This is a genomic window from Carbonatibacter coralli (genome assembly GCF_039592655.1).
Classification (GTDB): domain Bacteria; phylum Pseudomonadota; class Alphaproteobacteria; order Kiloniellales; family Kiloniellaceae; genus Carbonatibacter; species Carbonatibacter coralli.
Genome location: NZ_JBBUTJ010000001.1, coordinates 655,040 through 675,193, shown reverse-complemented (window position 1 = coordinate 675,193; position 20,154 = coordinate 655,040). Strand labels below are relative to the sequence as shown.

Annotated in this window: 22 protein-coding genes; 7 read left to right on the top strand and 15 right to left on the bottom strand. The window is 49.6% G+C overall.

What is annotated here, in order from left to right; all coding sequences use genetic code 11:
• Positions 1-43 precede the first annotated feature (43 nt).
• The 10 genes from AAAH10_RS03030 to AAAH10_RS02985 all read right to left on the bottom strand — a co-directional run bounded on the left by AAAH10_RS03030 (position 44) and on the right by AAAH10_RS02985 (position 5,790).
• A complete protein-coding gene (locus AAAH10_RS03030) occupies positions 44-496 on the bottom strand; it encodes a phage virion morphogenesis protein (protein WP_343560409.1) in 453 nt (150 codons plus the stop codon).
• Positions 489-920, bottom strand: coding sequence for a phage tail protein (locus AAAH10_RS03025; protein WP_343560408.1), 432 nt, complete (start codon positions 918-920; stop codon positions 489-491). The genes AAAH10_RS03030 and AAAH10_RS03025 overlap by 8 nt, the downstream gene beginning before the upstream one ends.
• Positions 917-1,375, bottom strand: a complete 459-nt coding sequence (locus AAAH10_RS03020) for a hypothetical protein (protein WP_343560407.1) — start codon at positions 1,373-1,375, stop codon at positions 917-919. The genes AAAH10_RS03025 and AAAH10_RS03020 overlap by 4 nt, the downstream gene beginning before the upstream one ends.
• On the bottom strand, positions 1,375-1,947 hold the full coding sequence (locus AAAH10_RS03015) for a glycoside hydrolase family 108 protein (protein WP_343560406.1): 573 nt from the start codon (positions 1,945-1,947) through the stop codon (positions 1,375-1,377). Before AAAH10_RS03015 ends, AAAH10_RS03020 begins: the two co-directional genes overlap by 1 nt.
• The gene (locus AAAH10_RS03010; protein ID WP_343560404.1) at positions 1,944-2,129 is read right to left on the bottom strand and encodes an HP1 family phage holin; all 186 of its coding nucleotides are present in this window, start codon (positions 2,127-2,129) and stop codon (positions 1,944-1,946) included. Before AAAH10_RS03010 ends, AAAH10_RS03015 begins: the two co-directional genes overlap by 4 nt.
• A 35-nt stretch (positions 2,130-2,164) precedes the next feature.
• On the bottom strand, positions 2,165-2,365 hold the full coding sequence (locus AAAH10_RS03005) for a tail protein X (RefSeq protein WP_343560401.1): 201 nt from the start codon (positions 2,363-2,365) through the stop codon (positions 2,165-2,167).
• A gap of 17 nt (positions 2,366-2,382) precedes the next feature.
• Positions 2,383-2,844 (bottom strand): head completion/stabilization protein, encoded by a 462-nt coding sequence (locus tag AAAH10_RS03000; RefSeq protein ID WP_343560399.1) that lies wholly within the window; start codon positions 2,842-2,844, stop codon positions 2,383-2,385.
• Between the two features lie 193 nt (positions 2,845-3,037).
• A complete protein-coding gene (gene gpM / locus AAAH10_RS02995) occupies positions 3,038-3,790 on the bottom strand; it encodes a phage terminase small subunit (RefSeq protein WP_343560397.1) in 753 nt (250 codons plus the stop codon).
• 71 nt (positions 3,791-3,861) lie between these two features.
• Entirely contained in the window at positions 3,862-4,884 is a 1,023-nt protein-coding gene (locus AAAH10_RS02990; protein WP_343560395.1) for a phage major capsid protein, P2 family, read from the bottom strand.
• A gap of 99 nt (positions 4,885-4,983) precedes the next feature.
• The gene (locus AAAH10_RS02985; protein WP_343560393.1) at positions 4,984-5,790 is read right to left on the bottom strand and encodes a GPO family capsid scaffolding protein; all 807 of its coding nucleotides are present in this window, start codon (positions 5,788-5,790) and stop codon (positions 4,984-4,986) included.
• Between the two features lie 159 nt (positions 5,791-5,949).
• Between AAAH10_RS02985 and AAAH10_RS02980 the strand changes: the two genes are divergently transcribed.
• The 3 genes from AAAH10_RS02980 (at position 5,950) to AAAH10_RS02970 (ending at position 9,739) form a co-directional block, all read left to right on the top strand.
• A complete protein-coding gene (locus AAAH10_RS02980) occupies positions 5,950-7,737 on the top strand; it encodes a terminase large subunit domain-containing protein (RefSeq protein WP_343560391.1) in 1,788 nt (595 codons plus the stop codon).
• 3 nt (positions 7,738-7,740) lie between these two features.
• On the top strand, positions 7,741-8,763 hold the full coding sequence (locus AAAH10_RS02975) for a phage portal protein (protein ID WP_343560389.1): 1,023 nt from the start codon (positions 7,741-7,743) through the stop codon (positions 8,761-8,763).
• A gap of 151 nt (positions 8,764-8,914) precedes the next feature.
• A complete protein-coding gene (locus AAAH10_RS02970) occupies positions 8,915-9,739 on the top strand; it encodes a DNA adenine methylase (protein ID WP_343560387.1) in 825 nt (274 codons plus the stop codon).
• Between the two features lie 107 nt (positions 9,740-9,846).
• Here AAAH10_RS02970 and AAAH10_RS02965 read toward each other — a convergent pair whose 3' ends face one another.
• The 4 genes from AAAH10_RS02965 to AAAH10_RS02950 all read right to left on the bottom strand — a co-directional run bounded on the left by AAAH10_RS02965 (position 9,847) and on the right by AAAH10_RS02950 (position 14,150).
• The gene (locus AAAH10_RS02965) at positions 9,847-11,430 is read right to left on the bottom strand and encodes a hypothetical protein (RefSeq protein WP_343560385.1); all 1,584 of its coding nucleotides are present in this window, start codon (positions 11,428-11,430) and stop codon (positions 9,847-9,849) included.
• 67 nt (positions 11,431-11,497) lie between these two features.
• A complete protein-coding gene (gene tcmP / locus AAAH10_RS02960; RefSeq protein WP_343560383.1) occupies positions 11,498-12,745 on the bottom strand; it encodes a three-Cys-motif partner protein TcmP in 1,248 nt (415 codons plus the stop codon).
• 29 nt (positions 12,746-12,774) lie between these two features.
• Positions 12,775-13,545, bottom strand: a complete 771-nt coding sequence (locus AAAH10_RS02955) for a DUF5131 family protein (RefSeq protein WP_343560381.1) — start codon at positions 13,543-13,545, stop codon at positions 12,775-12,777.
• A gap of 152 nt (positions 13,546-13,697) precedes the next feature.
• Entirely contained in the window at positions 13,698-14,150 is a 453-nt protein-coding gene (locus AAAH10_RS02950) for a hypothetical protein (RefSeq protein WP_343560379.1), read from the bottom strand.
• A 1,039-nt stretch (positions 14,151-15,189) separates the two neighbouring features.
• Between AAAH10_RS02950 and AAAH10_RS02945 the strand changes: the two genes are divergently transcribed.
• A complete protein-coding gene (locus AAAH10_RS02945) occupies positions 15,190-15,582 on the top strand; it encodes a GFA family protein (protein ID WP_343560377.1) in 393 nt (130 codons plus the stop codon).
• A 4-nt stretch (positions 15,583-15,586) separates the two neighbouring features.
• Here the strand turns inward: AAAH10_RS02945 and AAAH10_RS02940 are convergent, their stop codons facing one another.
• A complete protein-coding gene (locus AAAH10_RS02940; RefSeq protein ID WP_343560375.1) occupies positions 15,587-16,852 on the bottom strand; it encodes a BaiN/RdsA family NAD(P)/FAD-dependent oxidoreductase in 1,266 nt (421 codons plus the stop codon).
• Positions 16,853-17,036: 184 nt separating this feature from the next.
• Here AAAH10_RS02940 and AAAH10_RS02935 point away from each other — a divergent pair, with 184 nt between their 5' ends.
• The 3 genes from AAAH10_RS02935 (at position 17,037) to AAAH10_RS02925 (ending at position 20,153) form a co-directional block, all read left to right on the top strand.
• Positions 17,037-17,408: an arsenate reductase gene (locus tag AAAH10_RS02935; protein ID WP_343560373.1), complete on the top strand. Its 372-nt coding sequence runs from the start codon at positions 17,037-17,039 to the stop codon at positions 17,406-17,408.
• Between the two features lie 2 nt (positions 17,409-17,410).
• Positions 17,411-19,105, top strand: coding sequence for an RsmB/NOP family class I SAM-dependent RNA methyltransferase (locus AAAH10_RS02930; RefSeq protein ID WP_343560371.1), 1,695 nt, complete (start codon positions 17,411-17,413; stop codon positions 19,103-19,105).
• Positions 19,106-19,196: 91 nt separating this feature from the next.
• A complete protein-coding gene (locus AAAH10_RS02925; RefSeq protein ID WP_343560369.1) occupies positions 19,197-20,153 on the top strand; it encodes a bifunctional riboflavin kinase/FAD synthetase in 957 nt (318 codons plus the stop codon).
• Position 20,154: the final 1 nt, after the last annotated feature.

Genomic DNA, 20,154 nt, shown 5'->3' with positions numbered 1-20,154 from the left:
CTGTTGAAAAGGGGTCTTTTCAACGGATAAAGGCAGGCAGTCTTTACCCTGTCAGATGTTCCAGAACCATGTCTTCGATCATTTGGCTATCTTCATTGGTGATGCCCAGAATTTGGCGTTCCGGATAGACGATTTCACGGCCCTCCGGATCGGGTCTGTCGCGCAGGCCTCTGTGGTGGATATGAGCGATCCGGGCATCAGAGCCATAGAAGCCAAGCGAAAGCCTGTCCTGTTTTGCCGTGGCTTTCAGCCTGCGTACTTTTCTAAGCTCTGTCATCATTTTGGCGCGGGAGCGAATTGAACCATTGCTGTCCCGTTTTCGCGGTTCCCATTTGCTGCCATCAGGATTGATTTGTTTGGCCATGCGCTGTTGTGTGGATTTGCGCAAGCGCCTGGAGACATCCGACAGCAGTTTCTTTCTGGCTTTCGGGGCCAGGCCATCAACAAGATTTCTTGTTTGTCTGGTCAGTTCCTTCAGGACCGCGGCTTCATTCAAAGGCTTGACCTTCAAGGAAATCAGAAAGCGGTCCTCGCACCTTGTCGATATCTGCATCCGGTTTGGTCAGCAGTTCAGTCCCGTTTTCCTTCTTGATCACAAAGACTGTATCACTCAAGGGCAGGTTCAGTTCGACGTCGGCTTTGGTGGAATCAAGAATGTCTGCTGAAAACTTGAAGGCTTCGTCAGGTTTCAAGCCTGTCTCATTGGCAACGAGCCATTCCAGAATGCGCCAGAACAGAACCTTTTTGTCACCTGAGAAATCAACAATGATGACATTGCCGATGTATTTGATCGTAAAGGATCGATCGACAGGATCGTGACAATATCCAATCGACCCTTCCTTAACAAAGACGGTCAGATTTTCGGGCTGCAAACCCATTGTGTCCAGAAGGTGTTGGCGCAGATCGACAAGCTTGTTCATGCGCCTTTCCCTGTTACGGCCCCTTTGTTTTGCCATTTGGCAAGAACGCCTTTTGCGAGATCACCCATATGGGGTGCTGCAAAGTAGAAAGACAGGATCAGCATGACCGGGCCAGACATATCGTCAGCATTGTTTCGGGCGAGATCCGACAGGGTTTTCAGGTTTTGCCCGTCCGTGAGGAAAACAGCAATCATGCCGGCCCCGGCAGAGACCAGATACATGGCAAGCCAGACACCGGTGATCGACAGAGCAATCAAACGCCTTGCGATGTTCTGGCCTTGTGTGGCCCTCATCCAGTCCACAACCATTGCCCTGGCAGCTTTGCGCTCTGCAGCTGCGTCGCCGGCTTTTTCCTCGTCTGTGTAGACCAGAGCGTCCAGACCGTTGGAAACACCATCAACAACAGAGGACAGTGCTTTGTCAGACCCGAGTAGGCGACCGATAAAGGAAAACATCAGACATGCCCTCCCAGGCGTTCAGAAGGCAGAACAACACGGCCAGACACCCAGCCGAAAAAGAAGTCTTCATCCTTCTCCCGTCTTTCAACCAGTTCGACGTAAAAGGCACCCTGCAGGGCGTTCAGAGTGCGCAGCAAAACCGTTTCTCCACCTTCCCCTCGGAACTTCAGAAAGGCTTCAAGAGCGGACAGCGTAGAAGGACCGATAACCCTGTCCCGCTTCAGATCAGGAAAGTCGCGCTGTTTGCGGTTCAGAGCGTTCAAAGAGCGTTGCAGGAATTCACCAGCCCGGCCTGTTCCCATGTTCACAGCTGTATCCGCAATCTCATAGGCGATGTTTTCAGAGAGCCTTGCCAGCGCATCGAAGCAAACCGGTTTCAGATAGAGGCTTTCATAGATGGCGCAGGCTGTTTCCCGAGGCAGGTCTTTCATGGCACCTTGATAGCCATACTGTCGGGCAACAGCGATTGTGATCCCGAAGTTTGTCTCACCACCGGAGTCAGAAGGATCGTTTACGTATCCACCTTCGACCTTGAGAATTTTATGCAGGATTTTTTCCTTGAGGCTCATTTCTTCTCTTCCTTATCTTTCTCCAGATTTTTGTGTTTGTAGTATGCGTTCACAAAAAAGGTTGCGAGAGCGATGGCCAGATAACTCAGGGCCATCCATCTTTCAAAAGACAGAGATCCTAGGACTCCCCCAATGGACGTGGCATAGCTGGCTATTGTGGTTTGTTGATCAATTCGGATCATGGGGCAGTCCTTATTCAGCGTTCCTTTTGCTGGGTTTAATCCCAAAGCGAGATGGTTGGTGTTTCGGATTGTTCGGTGTCTTCCTCGATCGGCATCAATACGGAATGGCCTTCGGGAAGGAATAGTCCCAGATCAGCCAATCCGCGGTTGGCTTCCAACACGGCTTCATTCATCCGGCTGTGCCCGTAGTGGCGAAAGCAAAGCGCATCGAGTGTTTCGTTTTGATATGCAATCACCCTGTTTCCTGTTGCGGTCATAGCAACTCCGCATCAAAGCGTTTCCGGTCTGTGAGGTTGTTCACAGAGTCCGTGGACATGCGCATCCATTCATCGTTGCTGTCATCCAGGCGATTGGCACGGTCGTGCCCTGAATTGGTTGTGTCATGATCCCGCCGTCCTGCGACCAGGAGCGACTTTGCCCGGTAGAACACGGCATTCCTGTACAGGATTACTTTCTCGCTCTCTCCGTCGATCTGTGGCGCAGGAACAGAGGAAAGATCAGTTGCTTCCTGTCTTTTTTTCCAGTCAGCGGCGACTGAATTGATCTCCAGAATGGCAGCAATCACGACCTGAGAAAGACGATCATCATCATTGTCGGTAGCAATGCGGTAATCAGCTTTGAAATCAGACAAGTCGAGATCCGGCCACCAACCGTCATTCCGGATTGTTGTGTCTTCGTTCTGTGCTGGAGAATTGGCAACAAAGGTTGAATTCACGGGCTGGTTCTCGGGTCTGAAAAATGAAAAAAGAGGCGACAGGACAGAAGTTTGGATAAAAGGATCAGCGAACTGGTCCTCAATCCTCCCCGTCTGTGCCTGTCGCGCGGGGGGCAGCTGGTTAAAATTTCAAGTGGTGCCAGACCGAATATCAGGCTTGCAGGAACTATCCGGTCTGACACCTACACAGGAACTATTGGGGGTTCGTTCCGGTGTTTTGTTTGTTGGCGTCCTGATTTTCGGCCTGTTTCTCCTGCAGCTTTTTCAGTTGCTTCAGCTTGGTTTGAACGCCGGCTTTTTTACTATCCAGCCGGTGCGCTTCTTCCAGGGCGGAAATTGCATCAGGAATATTGCTTTCACCGATCAGCTCGCCCATGGCTTTGTATGCCCGTGCCGGAATGTCATCGACCATATCGTGATCTTTGGTCCAGGTCAGAGCGTCATTCAGATGCTCCACCATCAAATCGCGATCTTCAACGGTCAGGTCATCCAGCTTTGATGTTGCAAGGGCGATGTCGGCCAGTTCAGCAAGAACAAAGCCGGCAAGGCTTCTGTTGAAACGATCCGGCATTTTCATGTCGGATTGAAGGGCATAATCAGCAAGATCAAGAGTGCGTTGCAGCAGTGAAGGATCAAGCGTCACGCAGTCAAAGTGCCAGATCATCAGCATGACCAGAATGTCATCCTGGGCTTTTGTATCAGCCGCCACAATGCCGTCGAGATAGGCATCGAATTCAGGCAGAGCAGCAAGCTTGTGCTTGATCTTTCTGTCCGTGCTTTGCAAGCCTTTCAGTTCAACTTCCAGAGCGCGAAGTCGGGTTGTCAGGATATGCACAGGGCTGTTTTGCGGTTCTCTGGGCGTTGTGGTGTTGCGGCCCTCTTCTTGGGCTTTCAAAGCAGCTTTTTCTGCCAGAACTCGTTGTTTGTGTTTGCGCATCAAAGACATGAGATTGTTCCGTTTGCCTGTTGGGAAAGGATCAGAGGCCCAAGAATGGATTCAGGGGCCTCCGGTGGTTCTTATTCGGACGCAACGCTCCAGTCGTTTCCGTCAGGTGTGCGAATGCCTTCAATAAGGGCGCAGGCCCCCAGGTCCTCGATCACATAGGCTTCATTGACAGATTGATAGTTTTCAATCCGGTCTCGTTTTGCGTTGTCTTCGATCTTCCTGCGGTGTGTGCCTTTCTGCCAGTAGACAGAGAGGTTTTTCGGATGGGTCAGGAAAATGGCGTCAGCCGGGAAGAACGGAACAGTGATAGCTTTGCGGCCACCAATCTGCTTGCTCATCATGATGGTTTCCAATGCAGCCTTTTCTGTTGGCGCATTGTTGTTATTGATCAGGCCGAGATACTTGTCTGCTACAAGAGCGCTTCCGCAAATAGCGACAATCCCGGTGTCGTCACGGTGCCAGGGGTCCAGGAAAGAATGGATGGCATCGAAGACTGCAGCGTCAAAGTTCTGGTAATCATTGCCAGCAAGAGTGCCGATCTTCGCACCGGAAAGAACATTGTCTGATTTCAGGGTCCGCATTTGGTGCAGCCAGCCTTCGTTCACATCCTGGAGCAGAGGATTGTTTGCCAGATCGGTATCAGCGGCTCGGCTGATGCCGTTCCATCCGATCATCAGGCGATCGCGAGCAATCTGCAGGAGGATGTGATTCTGAATGCGAGCCTGAAAATCTGGAAACTTTGCCCAGAGATCAAGCTTTGCATAAGTGATATGGCTGTCGAAATCTGTTTTGGCGACTTCGTACTTGCTGTCGTCCAGACCGGTGATGTCGCGGGTTGTGCGGTCTTTGCTTGAAGTGTCCGTGCGGCTGGCAATAGGTGAATTGGTGCCCAGTTTGAGGGTTTCACCTTTCATTTGATCAACGCCGACCGAATTGATCATTCCCAGAAATTCAGCATTTTCCTGAACCTTGTCTTCCAGAGTTTGGGCAACGGACGGTTCGACGGAAAAGCTTTTTGTTGCGTCAGTGATGCCATTCAGTTCAGCAATACGGCCAGTAAACTGATCAAAGGCAAGACGGGTGGAATTTTCCATTGTGGTTTCCTTGTGGGAGCTATGGTTTCAAGAAAGGATGCCCCCCTCTCTTGTGCGGGTTTTACTTTTTGTGTCCGGACCGCTCCGGCTATTCAGGGATCAGCATTCAGCCTGGACAACTTCACCGGCGCCATCAGCTTCTGGTCGGGGTGTATAGCTCTGCTGAGGTTTTGCGGCCTGGCCTTCCAGTGTCTGGATTTTTGCTGTCAGGGATTTGATGGCTTCTGCCTGGTCTTTCACAGTTTGTGAAAGCGTCGAGACATCGCCTTCGACCGCTGAAAATCTGTTGGTTTGATCTTCTGCGATGGCCTCGACTGCCTGATGAATGTCAGTGAAATGGGCATCGTTTTTCTTGTCGGATTTCGACAGCAAGCCTTTGACCCGGGACAGAAGAGAAGGGCCTTTGTCTTCGGTTTCTTCCTTCAGGGCATCGATGTCCATTTCCAGAAGCTCGGAATACTCATTCTGAATTTCAAACTGATCACGTTTTTCAAGGTTGAATTTGATCAGTTCAGTTCCGCGACTGGCTGGGCTGTCTGTCATTGCCAAACCCACCAGATAAGCACCTTCTGTTTCTGGGAAATTCGGGTGAATTTCTACAGAGGAATAGACTTTCTGACGATCTTTGTTGATCGCTTTCAGGGCCTCGGTTGGGTTGAGCGCAGCCAGCAGGTAGAGGTCGGTGCCGTTTTCGTGCTTTTCTGTCTTCAGTTCCAGGACATCACCATAAGCTTTGAAGGGGCCGTCAATGCCAAAGCCGCGAATGTGTTCCATGTTGATCCGTGCGCCATAGACTTTGGGGTCATAGCTGTCAGCCATTTGCTGGATCTGTTCGGGAGTGATGGTGCGACCATCGACGGTTTTGCCGGACTGAGCAACGCGGAAGAATTTCAGTTTATCTGCCATTGAGAAAGTGCTTTCGGATGAGCTGTGAGGGCGAGTGTCTTGATTGCCCCAAGCATCCCGAAACGAGCGCGTAAAAGTCCATGTTCGTGCTGTTGAAAAGGGGTCTTTTCAACAAGCACACTGCACCGCCTCCAGACCTGATGCGCTTAGTCTGGCGGCATGACTGATAAAAACTCCGAAAGCACTTTGCGTACTCGCGCCCGTTCACTCTACTGGCGGGGCTATACCATTGCCGATATATCCAAAACGCTTGATCTGAAATATGCCACGGTGGACAGCTGGAAGCGGCGAGACAAGTGGGACGAGGACGCTGTCGTCGTCAAGGTTGAAAGCCATGTAGACGCACGTCTTTGTGTTCTGATTGCCAAGGAAGACAAGACAGATCACGATTTCAAGGAAATGGATCACCTGTCGCGCATTCTGGAGCGCACGGCCCGGATCGTCAAATTCTCAAAGCCGGAGGGCAATGAAAAGGATCTGAACCCGAAGGTCGAAAACCGGAACAGAGGCCGGAAGAAAAAAGAGAAAAAGAAAAATCACCTGACCCCTGAGCAGGTTGATTTGCTCCGGGCTGATTTTGATAAAACAGTTTTCCCCTATCAGGCTGAATGGGACAGTGAAAAACGCAAGTGGCGTATTCGGGCCATTTTGAAATCCCGTCAAATCGGTGCGACCTGGTATTTCGCCCGTGAAGCTTTTCTGGATGCTGTAGAAACAGGGGACAACCAGATTTTCCTGTCTGCTTCAAAGGCTCAGGCCAATATTTTCAAGGTTTATATCGTTCAGTGGGTCTATGAGATCACCGGCGTTGAACTCAAGGGAGACCCGATGGTTCTGTCTGGGGAGACTTGCGAAGGGGCAACGCTTTATTTCCTGGGCACCAATTCCAAGACAGCGCAGGGATATCATGGACACGTCTACATGGACGAAATGTTCTGGATACCGCGTTTCAAGGAATTCAAAAAAGTCGCCGGCGCAATGGCCACGCACAAGAAGTGGCGGCAGACCTATTTTTCAAGCCCATCAACGACTGATCATGAAGCCTATCCCTTCTGGACCGGAGAGGAATTCAACAAGGGCAGGGCGGATGATGACAAAATTGAAATTGATGTTTCTCACGCAGCTCTGAAAGACGGGCATCTGGGGCCGGATGGTGTCTGGCGACAGATCATTACCGTTCATGATGCTGAAGAGCGTGGGTGTGATCTGTTCGACATCGATCAGCTCAAGCTGGAATACAATGAAGCGGATTTCGCGAATTTGTATCTTTGCCAGTTTGTCGACAGCCATATTTCTTTCTTCAGAATGTCTGATCTTGAAAAATGTATGGTGGATAGCTGGCTGGCATGGACTGACATCGATCATGCTGGGGGGAAACCCTATAGCGGCCCGGTTTGGATCGGTTACGATCCCAGTCGTTTCAAGGATGATGCTTCAGTCGCCGTGATTGCCCCTCCGCAGGGAGAGGGCGGCAAATATCGACTGATTGAAAAGATCAAATGGAACAACACTGACTTTGAAACCCAGGCGAACGGCATCCGTGATCTTTGCACCAAATACAATGTTGAAGCCATGTCGATCGACAAATCATCGATTGGGATTGGCGTCTTTGATCTCGTCACGAAATTCTATCCCGCGGCTGAAGGATTGAATTATTCAGTTGAAGTGAAAAACCGGCTTGTCCTTAAGGCGCAACAGGTCATCACGAGACACCTTCTGGAGTTTGAAGCCGGCGACACAGACGTTGCCCTGGCATTCCTGACCATCCGCAAAACTCAAACCTCATCCGGCAGGCAGACAACCTTTCAGGCCAGCCGAACCCACGAAACAGGCCATGCCGATATTGCCTGGGCGATCATGCACGCTCTGGGGGCTGAAGCCATTCAATCAACCGACCATCCGGAACAGGGTGGCGGATTTTCCTTTGAAGTCTTTGGAGATGATTAACAGATGTCTGAAAACGCAGAAATGAATGACAATCCGCACATTGATATCTTTACCTTTGGCGATGCCGAACCGGTGCTGGACAGCAGCGATTATATGTCAATGTTCCGATCTTACTGGAATGGCGAGTTTTACGAACCTCCCTTTGCTATGGAAAAGCTGGCGAAGCTCCGCAATGCCAATGCACACCACGGATCGGCCATTGACGTGAAAGCAAAAATCCTGACGTCCTGCTATGAGCCGGGGGCGAAAAAGTGGTTGTCGAAAAGGGACTTTCTGCAAATGGCGCGGGATTTCCTGATCTTTGGCGACAGCTATTGTGAGCGCGTGAAAAACGGGCTGGGAGGAACATTGACCCTCCGTCACAGTCCGGCCAAGTATACCCGCCGGGGCAAGGATGGTGATTTCTTCTTTCTGAATGAAACCGGTCAGCGCCACAAGTTCCGGAAAGAGAGCGTTTTCCAGATTTCAGAAGGCGATATCAATCAGGAGATTTATGGTGTTCCGACCTGGTTGCCGGCAATGCAATCGATCCTGTTGAATGAGGGGGCGACCCTGTTCCGCCGGAAATACTTTGTGAACGGTGCCCATGCAGGTTTTCTGATTTACATCACAGATCCCAATATCAAGGGGGAAGAGGCTGAACTGCTGAAATCCCAGCTCCGCAAGGCCAAGGGTATGGGTAACTTCAAGAATATGGTTGTGACCGCACCGAACGGTAATCCGGATGGAATCAAGCTGATGCCGATTGCAGAGGTTTCAGCCAAGGATGATTTTCTGAACATCAAGGATGTGAGCCGTGATGACATTCTCGCTGTCCACCGGGTCCCGCCCCAGATCATGGGGATTATTCCGAAAAACACTTCCGGTTTCGGTTCGCACAAAGACGCGGCGTTGATTTTCAACAGAAACGAAATTGTCCCTTTGCAGGACTTCTTCCTGTCGATCAATGACTGGCTGGGCGAACAGGTTGTGACCTTCAAGCCTTATGTCATCGAGGGGCTGGGGGAAAAAGGCTCCGAGAAATAACAGGCCGGATTTCAATTCTTTTTACCGTCTCTGAATAGTCGGAGGCGGGGATGAAGTGCACTAACACTTCAGTCCGGGAGCCGACACTCCCACAATGCCACTGGCCTAGCGCCATTGTCCGCCACCCCGCGCGTGGGGCGGACAAACCTCTATGAAATGGACTCCAAGGATGTCAATAGAACAGACTTTCACCCCGGTCGAAGCCGTGAAACCCGTTGCGGCCTATGTGGGAGGAAAGCGCAAACTCGCAAAAACGATTTCCCAGCTGATCCTTGAGCGGGAACACAAAATCTATGCTGAACCCTTCGTCGGAATGGGCGGGGTTTTCCTGCAAAGAGAACACAAGCCAAAGTCCGAAGTGATCAACGATGTGAACAAGGAACTGGTGACCTTCTTCCGTGTGTTAAGCCGGCATTATCCTCAGTTCATGGACACATTGAAATTTCAGATTTGTTCCAGGGCAGACTTTGAACGATTGCAGCATACAGATCCGGAAACTCTGACAGATTTGGAACGCGCAGCGCGTTTTCTTTATCTACAGCGGATCGCCTTTGGAGGGAAAAGCTACAATCAGACTTTCGGGGTTTCACCTGACCGGCCATCACGGTTTGATGTCAATAAGCTCACTCCGTTGTTGGCTGATCTGAATGAGCGGATGAATTCAGTTGTGATCGAGTGTTTGCCCTACCTTGAATTCATTGAGAAATACGACAGCCCTGAAACGCTGTTCTATCTGGACCCGCCATATTTCGGGACCGAGACCATTTATGGCCTGAATTTCTCTCGCAATGATTTTGCTGTCCTGGCTGAGGCTTTGGGTAAGCTCAAAGGCCGGTTCCTTCTATCAATTAATGACAGGCCAGAAATCAGAGAGATTTTCAGTTCCTTCGATTTTGTAGAAGTGGAAACCAGCTATTCACTTGCAAGACAGGCTTCGGGACGCCGGAAGTTTGGCGAATTGATCTTCATGAACTGAGTGTTTGCGCCGAGTGCCGGTTCCGCGGTACCATAGGCCCACGACTTTAAAAGCAAAACAGAACCCCGCTCATCGATCCCAGATGGCGGGGTTTTGTTTACACTTTATCAAATTCTAAAGCGATTGCGCAGAGCTAGGATGATTAGAAAGATTAGAATAACTGAAATGAAGTTCTGTGTAATTGCCAGAGCTTGAATGCTATCTGGAATGACCGCGTCTTTACTTCCATCTGTGAAGAGTTGAATTGCTCTATTTTGGACGCTTTTTGTACTCGGGAGAAATGAAAATACTTGCGAGGCAGAAAACAAGGCGCATGCAAGGAAGGATGCATATTCTGTTAAGGAGTTTTCAGAATGGACCTGTTTGAAATATATGAGGGTAGAAAGGTAATACGTCCAGAACAGCCACCATGACGGTGTTGCGACACTCTGGCCATAGTTACTGAATTTGTCGAATAGGAAATCAATGAGCCACGCGCCGTTTTTATTTGAATGTTTCCGTTTGCAGCGCATTTCATGAGCGTGGAACATTAAAGCTGATGAATGGTCTTTATTTGCTTCAGCTAGTTCTTTAAGGCGGTTTATTTTACTGGAAGCTTGTGGGTCTTTTAGGGTTTCATAACTAAATTCCCACTCACTGTCCCTTAAGACAATCTGATTGTTTATTTTGGTGTTTGTTAGATCGGGGATGCAAGAGAAACGGTTCCCATTTAACTCAAGGCTTTTGTTGAAGCTGGCTCCACGAAATGAGAACTGTTTGATTTTTTCGGAAGACAAAAGATCAGAAAAAATGACGCGCCCTCTAAATTCTGCACCAATGAAATCGATTTTACTTTCTCCAAATTTTGCTTCTTCAAAAGCGAGATCACCTTCCCCAAATTTTGCTCCGGCAAATGAGATTTCTCCCTTTCCGAATTTTGCTCCTACAAACGAGACCCCTCCTTTGCCGAACTTTGTTCTTTGAAATCTAATTGTTTCATCTTCGAATTCTGCATCTACAAATGAGACAATACCGTCTCCGAATTCCATCTCATCAAAAAGGGCAGGACTTTGTTTGAATTTTGCGTGAGGAAATAAAGTGTTCCCTTTTTCACTTTTCGCACCCCAAAAATTGATTGTCGCTTTTTCAAACGTTGCGTTGATAAAGGTAATATCAGCTTCTCCTAATCGAGCAGCCCCAAAAGATAGTTTACTTTTATTGAATTCTGCATCGTCAAAAGAAAGGTTTCCTTTTTTGATTGAGACTCTGGAAAAAATGATATTTCCCTCGCCGAATTGCGCATCATTGAAACTAACATTTCTTCCTCCGAATTGAGCTCCGGAAAAAATGACGTGACTATCTCCAAACCTCGTACCTGTGAAATTTATTTGTGGCCCATTGAAGATGGAATACTCAAATGAAACTTGTCCAGCTCTAAACTTGGCCCCGCTAAATGAAACGTTGTAATCTCCAAAATTTGCTCGTGTGAATAAAATATCTCCTTTGGGGAATTCATATTCTTGGAAGTTAATTTCTTTGATGACCTGAGTGGGGTTCGACTTCCATACTGGTTTGATAAAAGTAGGGAAATTGACACCTTCAAAGCTTATGTTGTGCTCAGGATTCATGCGAACCCATAGGTTCCATTCTGTTCTACCTTTTTTAAGTAGTTCGATCGCCTCGTCAGGCTGAAGGGTTTTTATTTCTGTCATTTGAAAAAACCTTTTTAAAAAGTAAAACAGAACCCTCGCTTGTTGACTACAGATGATGGCGAACTGTTTATTCTTTTTTCTTGATTATCGGTAACGGAAAAGAAAGTTGAGGACTTATTTGGAATGAATGTCTTTTGGTCTTGGATCGGGTTTCTTGACCATCGATATCATAGCAAACGATATCTTTTTCAAATTCTGTCAAAACCTTCTGAATGTCCTGTTCCTGAAGAGCTGAATACTGTTGTGCAAATACTCGTGTGATTTCAGGCAGAGAAATTCCTGGTGTACGATTAATTAGATCAAAAACTAAACTACGAGATCGATCTATTGTGTTCTCCCTTTCAAGTTTGGAAAAGGTGAACAGGGTTGGATCTTGCCCTACTTGTCTAGTGATGTTCTGGTATTGAAGGCCATCATAATTATAGGTTTGAGTGACGTTGCCATTTGCCCAGTGCGAACCTGTCATAACGTCACGAGCTTTGGGAGAGTCAGCAAGATGGATTAATGTCATAAATTTATGACTGGTATCCATTTGAATAGCAAAGTCAGACATGGTTACAAAGCGGCTGTTATAATGGATTAATTCACAAATTACATGGCGGATTGCATGCCATTCAAAAGTACTTTTTAGAGAATTGATCCTATTAATCAGAGCTTCTTTTTGGGCGGGACTAGTGCCAAAGATTTTGTAGAAATCAATTTTTTTCTGATTTTCTGGCGTCCAATAATGGGCTGTATAATCAATCATAAAATTCCAAAGAATTTCTGATTTTCCGGATTTTTTTATCATCTGGATTGCTTGCATAGGTACCTGAAGATAGCCGTAAGGATCAATGAAAAAGAATTTACGATTACCTTTTGATGAGCTCTCCAGACTTTTCATTTCATGGAGGACTTCGAGATAAACATCCTCAAAAGCCTTGTTATAAAATGAACAGTTTTTGAAATAGTGTGGGAAAAAATCTTGGATAAATATTTTTAGATATTTAATTGCGGTTGGTTCTAGATCGTTGAAGAAAAAGTAGGGCTCTATTTCAACGGGTCTACCACGTTTTTCCGAGATTTCTTTTTGTAGCTTTTGGCATGTTTCTATTGCGATCAGGGGAGAGCAAAAAACGGGATTGTCAAATTCATCTTTTGCAAATCCCCCTCCACAAAACAAATCCGCAATGAAAATTCGCAGCTTTTGAACATGTGAGTTTTGAAAGTAAACCCTAATGTAATCTGACAAATAATCCCTGTAGAGATCATATTTTACGAGAGTATGTGCGTCGATAATATCTGTGCCGTCGTGCTTATATTTCTTTTTTGCCATGCCTGATAAAATGCTATTCCAGTTTGTGATTACAGACTGAGCGGCATTTCATCCCATGTTTGGCCTTTGAAATCCCGCCCGTTTTCTTTCTTCGAGCGTTTCTTATTGTCCTTCCCCCAAGTCCCCCATTGTTTGAAGAAGAACGCTGTTTCAAACATCTTACATTGCTTGAAAATCTCTTCAATCCATTCCTCTTTTACAGGGCGTGCATTTGGACCACTTTCACCGCCAACAATCGCCCAATGAATTTCAGAAAGGTCAACGTTTCCAACGGGTCCAATCAGCGGTTCAAATGAAATGAACCGGACTACAGCGGGAATGGTTTTCAAGGTTTGGATTCGATTTTTGGTTGTATGGTCTTCAACGCTGGTGCCGAGCCAGACGTTTGCCAGCTTTTTCGTTTCGGTTTCTTTGAAAAACTGAGCCATACGCTCTGGGCGTTTGGTGAGTATTTGATATTGGTGACGTGGTGTCTCTTCCATCACCTTCCATACTTTTTGGGCAAACTGAAATGGAACAGATTCATGAAAGAGATCGCTCATTGAATTGACGAAAATCTGTCTGGGTTTCTTCCATCGTTTGGGAATTTCTAATGATTTTTCATCAAGTTTAATGTCGCCAGTCCAAACCGTGCGCTTGCCAGATTTTCTGGTGAGGCCAGTGTATTTTTCCGTTCCCATCGCTTCCAGGCGTCGAGCCATCTGCATCGCGTAACAGTTTGTACAGCCAGCAGATATAATTGAACAACCAGCAACAGGGTTCCAGGTTGCATCTGTCCATTCAATTGCTGTTTCTGACATGTGCTTTTCTTTCGTTCAAAGTGCGATGCTCTCTTAAAAAACTCTAGCAAAACCTTCTGTTTGCAAGGCAGTTTTCTATGCAATTTATTGGTTGAAAAGCATTGTGAATCATATTGAAAAACCTTTCAATCCTTCAGTTGAAAGAAAGTCAACTATCGCTGAATGTTGATTGTTTCTTCTGCAGACTTTATCGCATCCATTATAGCTTGGTCATAGTAACGGGGCCGGTTGCTCTTTTTTGGTGCGGGATCAAGCCAGAGAATGTCTGTCAGAAGAACATCCGAATAATAGGCGCTTTTATGGTGTGAACTATCCGGAGGAAGCAGGCCTGCCGGTTCAATTCGGGCTTTGAAGCGGGGGCGTTCCCAACGGATCACAAAACGTTCGCCCTGTTTGTTAAAACAAAGCAGGGAAGATCCGGAGCGGTTTATTTTTGTCAGCTGTGATAATAGCTCTCGAGGTATGGGCCTTTCTCCAGACAGCCAGGCATTAACCACTTGCGGCTTGAAATCCATCGCGTCAACTAACCGTTCAGTCCAGTCCTTGCCCCAGACTTCCTGTCCCAATTCTTTTAGTCTCGACAAAGGAGCTGCATCCTTTTTCATGACCCGACTCCACCTGTTTGTTTATTCCAAAAGCGCTATAGAACAAAAAGAGAACATTCTTTGTGAAGAGTCAAGAACAGCTATCCATCAGACCATTTGGTCCTGGTCGCCATAATGGTCAGCTGCAGCCATCATCTCAGAACGAAATCAGCAAGAAAAAGGCTCTGATGCCGGCAGGGTATGCCCCCATCCTCAGACCCCACAAAACGCGCTACTCCCCCCGCCTCGCCTGCGGGCTTTTTAGGTCGTTTTTTTTGCAGTGCAGAGCCACCCTGAAAACCAATGTTCTCTAGGACGGTTTTGAGAAATTACCGTTCTCAAATCTCTGCAATTTTCGTCACAAGATGCAGAACTGGTGGCACAGATTTGCTGGGGCTATTTTTAAAAGGCTCATCCTGTTTTCAGTTCGACTTCGGAAAAGCGTAATATTTGTAACCGAACCTTGAAAATGAATTTAAGTGTTTGTTTTTTAATCGTTATTCAGGTTACAGGAAAATGTAATTTCTTGTAATTTTTGTTACGCCTGCTTCTTAAGTATTTGAAATCAAACGATTTTTTGTGGCGGGAAAATTTCATCAAAAAGTGTAACCTGATTACACTGAAATTACAATATTCTGTAATCTATATATTGTTTTTATATCAATATGATAAGTATGATTTCTGAACTTGGTTACAGATATTACGCTTTTCCGAAGGTCAAATTTTTTCAGCGCTCAAAAAGCCGCTGCCAGGTATATTCCCAGAGCTTTTCTGCAATGAGGGAATCCATTCTTTTTGACTTCATTACGAATGAATTACGAATGATGTGCTCTAAGCTTATGTATTCATTGGATTATGCAGGTCAGGCCAGGGGCACCAATGCAGCTGTAAAAGAGAGGATGCCTGAAACAGGTAGGCCTCTTTTTTTGTATCTGGCCGGTGCTGTTTTCCTGAAAATTCCCGACAGTTCTCTCCTGAAAGAGAGCCGGGCTTCATGGGGCGGATGCCATACAGGATTCAGTATAGTGTAAGATGCAGCTCTGTATTGGGGAGACGGATTATGGATAACTATACCGGTGGTTGTGCCTGTGGGGCGGTTCGGATTGAGGCAGCGGGCCAGCCCTTCAGGGTCGGGATCTGTCACTGTCTGGATTGCCGCAAGCATCACGGCGCTCTCTTTTATGCGGCCGCTGTGTTTCCGCAGAAGGTCGTGCAGGTTGAGGGGGAAACACGGGATTACAAAGGCCGTCACTTCTGCCCGCTCTGTGGTTCGTCCGTCTTTGCCCGGAGCGAAGATGAAATCGAGGTTCATCTCGGAACGCTGGATGAACCAAATCAGCTCAAGCCAGGTTACGAAATCTGGACCTGTTGTCGGGAGGACTGGTTGCCGGCGTTTCCCGATGTCAGGTCATACAGGAAGGGACGTGATGACAAGGTCCGTTACGAACCTTAGAAAGTCAGACACCCAGCCCCGCTGCAAAGCCCGAGGACCAGGCCCACTGGAAGTTGTGCCCGCCGAGGTGTCCGGTGACGTCGGTGACCTCGCCGATAAAGAAGAGACCGGGATGGTCCCTGCATTCCATGGTGGCAGGGTCGAGTGAACGGGTGTCGACACCACCGAGGGTGACTTCCGCCTTGTTGTAGCCTTCATCTCCTGCGGGTGTGAGCTGCCAGTTCGACAGGCCTTCGATCAGGCTGTTCAGTGTTTTCTTGCCTGTTTCTGTCATGGAACCTGTTGCGCTGTGTTTGTCCGCCATGGCTTTGGCAAGACGGTTGGGCAGATGGTTTGACAGAATGCTGGAGACGTTCTTCTTGCTCTGGCGATCTGCGGCCATCAGGGCCGGAATGTCTTCGCCGGGCAGGAGGTTGATACGGATGGACCCGCCCGGTTGCCAGTAGGACGAGATTTGCAGGATGGAGGGGCCGCTGAGGCCGCGATGGGTGAAGAGCAGGGCCTCTTCAAAGGACTGCTTTCCAGCAGAGGTGCGTACCGGCAGGGAGAGGCCACTAATGGCCTTGCAGAATTCCTTGTCGTCTTCCTGCAAAACCAGGGGCACAAGGGCAGGGCGAAGAGGGGTCACCGGAATGTTGAGGTTCTGCGCCAGCCGGTGTCCGAAATTCGTGGCGCCAATCTTGGGGATCGAGAGACCGCCAGTGGCGACAACCAGATTGCGGCAGGATTTCAGGCCGTCGCTGGTTTCAAGTTCGAAGCGCGGACTGTTTTCATCCTGAACCGGAAGGCTGCGCACTGCGGTGATTGTCGTTTGCCCCAGAACCCTTGCTCCCTTGCTGGAGCACCGCTCCAGAAGCATGTCGATGATGTCGTTGGCGGAGTGATCACAGAAGAGCTGTCCCAGTGTTTTCTCGTGCCAGGCAATGTTGTGGCTCTCGACAAGCTTCAGAAAGTCGCGCTGTGTGTAGGCTTTCAAAGCGGGGCGAACAAAGCGGGGATTGTCGGAAAGAAAGTTGTGGGGGGCACAGTGGATGTTTGTGAAGTTGCAGCGCCCTCCACCAGAGATCCGGATTTTTTCGCAGAGCTTGCTCGCATGATCCAGAACCAGCACGGACTTGCCGCGCTCGGCTGCTGTCATGGCGGCCATCAGTCCGGCAGCCCCTGCGCCGATGACAATCACATCCTCGCTTTGACCCTTTCTGACGGGTTTGAGCGTTGGTGCCGTCTTGAGGCTGAGAGTGTTGCGTGCGCTTGTTCGGGGTTCTGTCATCAGGGAGGCTGCTTTGAAAGGGTTTGAATGCGCTTCCGGGACCGGATGCAGGGAGAAAGCTTGCTGTTCTTTGCCCCTCGTGATAGCTCAAGAACCTGAAAGACGAAAGCCTCTCTCTTTTGATTGAGGTGATTTCCCTGCAAAAGCTGTTTTGACCCCGAAATTTTTCCGGAAAGTTTCTGTTATGTCCGCCTCTGTTGTTCTCTATGGTCTCAAGAATTGTGACACCTGCCGCAAGGCACTCAAGATGCTGGGCGACAAGGGTATTGATGTGCGGTTGCATGATCTGCGCAAGGATGGTCTTGACGCGGAGATGCTGGATCGCTGGCTTTCTGCGCTGGGTTGGGAGGTTCTGCTCAACAAGCGGGGGACAACCTGGCGTGGTCTGGATGACAGCCTCAAGGACAATCTGGATGATGCGGGCGTTCGCGCCTTGTTGCTGGAGCATCCGGCACTGATCAAACGTCCAGTCAGCGAGGCGTCCGGAGCAGGGGATACCGTTATTCGCGTCGGTTTCGGCAAGGCAGAACAAGCTGCACTGATGGGTGAGGCCTGATCATGAGCGATGATTTCAAGGACAAGCCGGAAGAGGATCGTCCGAAAAGGACTGTGCGTCGTCCTGCACGTCCTGCCACCAGTGGGCGCACACCTTCGGCCCGGAAAAACCGGGATGGCGATGATGATTTCATGACAGATCGTGGCCCTCAGAAGAAGCGCTTTTCCCGTGATCGTGACGACAACCGTGGACGGGGAAGGGGTGAGCGTTCTGTTTCCGGCCGTGGCAGTGATCGCGATGGTCGTGACAGTCGGGGTTATGACCGCCGCGGGGATGATCGTTCTCAAAGTCGTCCGTCCTCAAGAGCATCTGCAGAGCCGGTACAGAAACAGGAAAACAAAAGCCTGCCTCACGCGCAGCGCCTGTCGCTGATGTGGCGTGCTCTTGAGACCATGTCCTGGGAGGATTGCCAGCTTGATGAGGCCCTGGCGCAAACCATGCGTTCGGCTTCTTCCCATCTGACGGAAAAGGACAAGGTTGCCATTCGCAAGGGCGTCTGGGGCTATATGCGCCGCTACCGTCGCGTGCTCTGGTGGCTGGCAGAGGCCGGGCACACGCCTTCACTGCGCCGCAGTTTTCTGGTTGATCAGGTGGTCGGACTGGGCGCAAGCGTTGAGGATCTGGATCGCAACTGCCGGGGTGGCAAGGTGCTGCTCAAGCCGCTGACAGACAATGAACGCGCCTTGCTGCTTCCGCTGCAGGGCAAACCGCTGAACCATCCGGATATGCCCGAAGAGGTGCGTCACGAGTGTCCGGACTGGGCCTATGACGGTTTGAAAGCCGTGTTTGGTGAACGTTTCGGTGAAGAACTGGATGCGTTGAACGAAGAGGCTCCGCTCGATCTGCGGATCAACCCTTTTAAAATGTCCAATGAAAAGGGCGAAGCTTCCCTGAGGGATGCAGCGATCACAGCGCTTTCCAAACAGGGCTGGAAGACAGAGGCCCTGCCGCAGACGCCTTATGCGCTTCGTTGTCTGAATTTTCCGCGAAGCTTTGGAAAGGTGGCTCTCTATCAGGAGGGTGCCATTGAAATTCAGGACCTTGGCTCCCAGATGGTGGCGGCCCTGCTGCAGGCGCAACCCGGTGAACGAATCGTCGATTTCTGCGCCGGAGCAGGTGGCAAGTCCCTCGCACTGGCCCCTGCCATGGAAAACCGTGGACAACTTGTTCTGACGGATGTGCACAGCAAGCGCCTTCAGCGCTCTGCCCTGCGTCTCAAGCGGGCCGGCGTTTTCAATGCCGAACGCCAGGTGCTCGGAAGCGAGCGCGATCCCTGGGTCAAGTATCACAAGGGCAAGTTCCACCGTGTCCTGGTTGATGCCCCCTGTAGCGGGACCGGGGCCTGGCGCCGCGGGGTTGATGCCAAGTGGCGCAAGGATGAAGAGGACCTTCGCGAGCTTTGTGACCTTCAGGGCTCTATTCTGACCTCTGCGGCGCGTCTTGTGCGCCCGGGTGGCCGTCTTGTTTACGCCACCTGCTCCCTCTTGCCTGCAGAGAATGAAGAACAGATTTCCGCCTTTTTGCGCTCCAGACCGGATTTCAAACTGGTTCCTGTGAGCAGCCTCTGGGCTGATGTTTTTGAAACGGAATGTCCGGATCACCTTGGCGAGATGCTGCGGCTGTCTCCCTCGAAAGACGGGACCGATGGTTTCTTTGCCGCTGTTCTGCAGCGTGAAGAGCAGGAGAAGTCTGAATAGACAGCGATTAGTCTTTACATCATCGGGCCTGTGACTTTATTCATAGGGTTTGCGTCAGATGCGGGAAAGATGAACAGGACAGACAGGTCTCATGGCAGTTTTCCACAACCTCAAGAATTTGCCCGACAGCGCCCGGGGTGCTGTCGTTGCCATTGGTAACTTCGATGGAGTTCATCGCGGGCATCAGGCTGTGATTGCGACTGCACGCAAGGTTGCCGAGGACCTCAAGGCACCACTGGCTGTTCTGTCTTTCGAACCTCATCCACGTCTCTTTTTCAAGCCGGAGCAGGAATCCTTTCGTCTGACCCCCGTTGTTGCCAAGGCCCGCGCCCTGCAGAAGACGGGGATTGATCATGTTTTCCTCCAGGCCTTTACAGAGGAATTTGCCGCGCTGAGTGCTGAGGACTTCATTCAGGAGGTTCTGGTCGGGCAGCTTGGTGCCTGTCATCTCGTGGTGGGAGCGGATTTCTGCTTTGGCAAGGGGCGCAGCGGCAATGTCGAGGTGCTCGAACAAAGTGGTAAAAGGCTCGGCTTTGGTGTCACCGGAGCAGGGGCTGTGCTGGATGAAAGTGGGGAAGTTCTGTCGTCTTCGCGCGTGCGTCAGTTCCTGCGTGATGGAAAGCCAAGGGAGGCCGCGGCCATTCTGGGGCGCTGTTGGGAAATTGACGGACCGGTGATCAGAGGTTTTGAACGGGGCCGGACCATTGGTTTCCCGACGGCCAATCTTTCCATGAGCGATTATTTGACACCGGCTCTCGGTGTCTACGCCGTAAGGGTTGCCAAGGCCGGTTTGATTGAGGGAACAGGACTGACCTACTGGTACGACGCTGTGGCGAATATTGGCCGCCGTCCCACCGTAAAGGGTGAGGGAATTAATCTGGAGGTTTTCATCTTTGACTTTGATGAGGATCTCTATGGAACAGATTTGCGGGTTCAGGTGGTTGACTTTTTACGTCCGGAAATGAAATTTGACGGACTGGACGAACTGAAGGCCCAGATCGCCAGGGATTGCGAGGCTGCCCGTGCAGAACTCGCCAAGATGAAGTGAT

Excerpts from the sequence above, each read along its gene's own strand:
- AAAH10_RS03025 (WP_343560408.1), bottom strand. The coding sequence starts at position 920 with ATGAACAAGCTTGTCGATCTGCGCCAACACCTTCTGGACACAATGGGT.
- AAAH10_RS03020 (WP_343560407.1), bottom strand. The coding sequence starts at position 1,375 with ATGTTTTCCTTTATCGGTCGCCTACTCGGGTCTGACAAAGCACTGTCC.
- AAAH10_RS03015 (WP_343560406.1), bottom strand. The coding sequence starts at position 1,947 with ATGAGCCTCAAGGAAAAAATCCTGCATAAAATTCTCAAGGTCGAAGGT.
- AAAH10_RS03010 (WP_343560404.1), bottom strand. The coding sequence starts at position 2,129 with ATGATCCGAATTGATCAACAAACCACAATAGCCAGCTATGCCACGTCC.
- gpM (WP_343560397.1), bottom strand. The coding sequence starts at position 3,790 with ATGTCTTTGATGCGCAAACACAAACAACGAGTTCTGGCAGAAAAAGCT.
- AAAH10_RS02990 (WP_343560395.1), bottom strand. The coding sequence starts at position 4,884 with ATGGAAAATTCCACCCGTCTTGCCTTTGATCAGTTTACTGGCCGTATT.
- AAAH10_RS02985 (WP_343560393.1), bottom strand. The coding sequence starts at position 5,790 with ATGGCAGATAAACTGAAATTCTTCCGCGTTGCTCAGTCCGGCAAAACC.
- AAAH10_RS02980 (WP_343560391.1), top strand. The coding sequence starts at position 5,950 with ATGACTGATAAAAACTCCGAAAGCACTTTGCGTACTCGCGCCCGTTCA.
- AAAH10_RS02975 (WP_343560389.1), top strand. The coding sequence starts at position 7,741 with ATGTCTGAAAACGCAGAAATGAATGACAATCCGCACATTGATATCTTT.
- AAAH10_RS02970 (WP_343560387.1), top strand. The coding sequence starts at position 8,915 with ATGAAATGGACTCCAAGGATGTCAATAGAACAGACTTTCACCCCGGTC.
- AAAH10_RS02965 (WP_343560385.1), bottom strand. The coding sequence starts at position 11,430 with ATGACAGAAATAAAAACCCTTCAGCCTGACGAGGCGATCGAACTACTT.
- tcmP (WP_343560383.1), bottom strand. The coding sequence starts at position 12,745 with ATGGCAAAAAAGAAATATAAGCACGACGGCACAGATATTATCGACGCA.
- AAAH10_RS02955 (WP_343560381.1), bottom strand. The coding sequence starts at position 13,545 with ATGTCAGAAACAGCAATTGAATGGACAGATGCAACCTGGAACCCTGTT.
- AAAH10_RS02950 (WP_343560379.1), bottom strand. The coding sequence starts at position 14,150 with ATGAAAAAGGATGCAGCTCCTTTGTCGAGACTAAAAGAATTGGGACAG.
- AAAH10_RS02945 (WP_343560377.1), top strand. The coding sequence starts at position 15,190 with ATGGATAACTATACCGGTGGTTGTGCCTGTGGGGCGGTTCGGATTGAG.
- AAAH10_RS02940 (WP_343560375.1), bottom strand. The coding sequence starts at position 16,852 with ATGACAGAACCCCGAACAAGCGCACGCAACACTCTCAGCCTCAAGACG.
- AAAH10_RS02935 (WP_343560373.1), top strand. The coding sequence starts at position 17,037 with ATGTCCGCCTCTGTTGTTCTCTATGGTCTCAAGAATTGTGACACCTGC.
- AAAH10_RS02930 (WP_343560371.1), top strand. The coding sequence starts at position 17,411 with ATGAGCGATGATTTCAAGGACAAGCCGGAAGAGGATCGTCCGAAAAGG.
- AAAH10_RS02925 (WP_343560369.1), top strand. The coding sequence starts at position 19,197 with ATGGCAGTTTTCCACAACCTCAAGAATTTGCCCGACAGCGCCCGGGGT.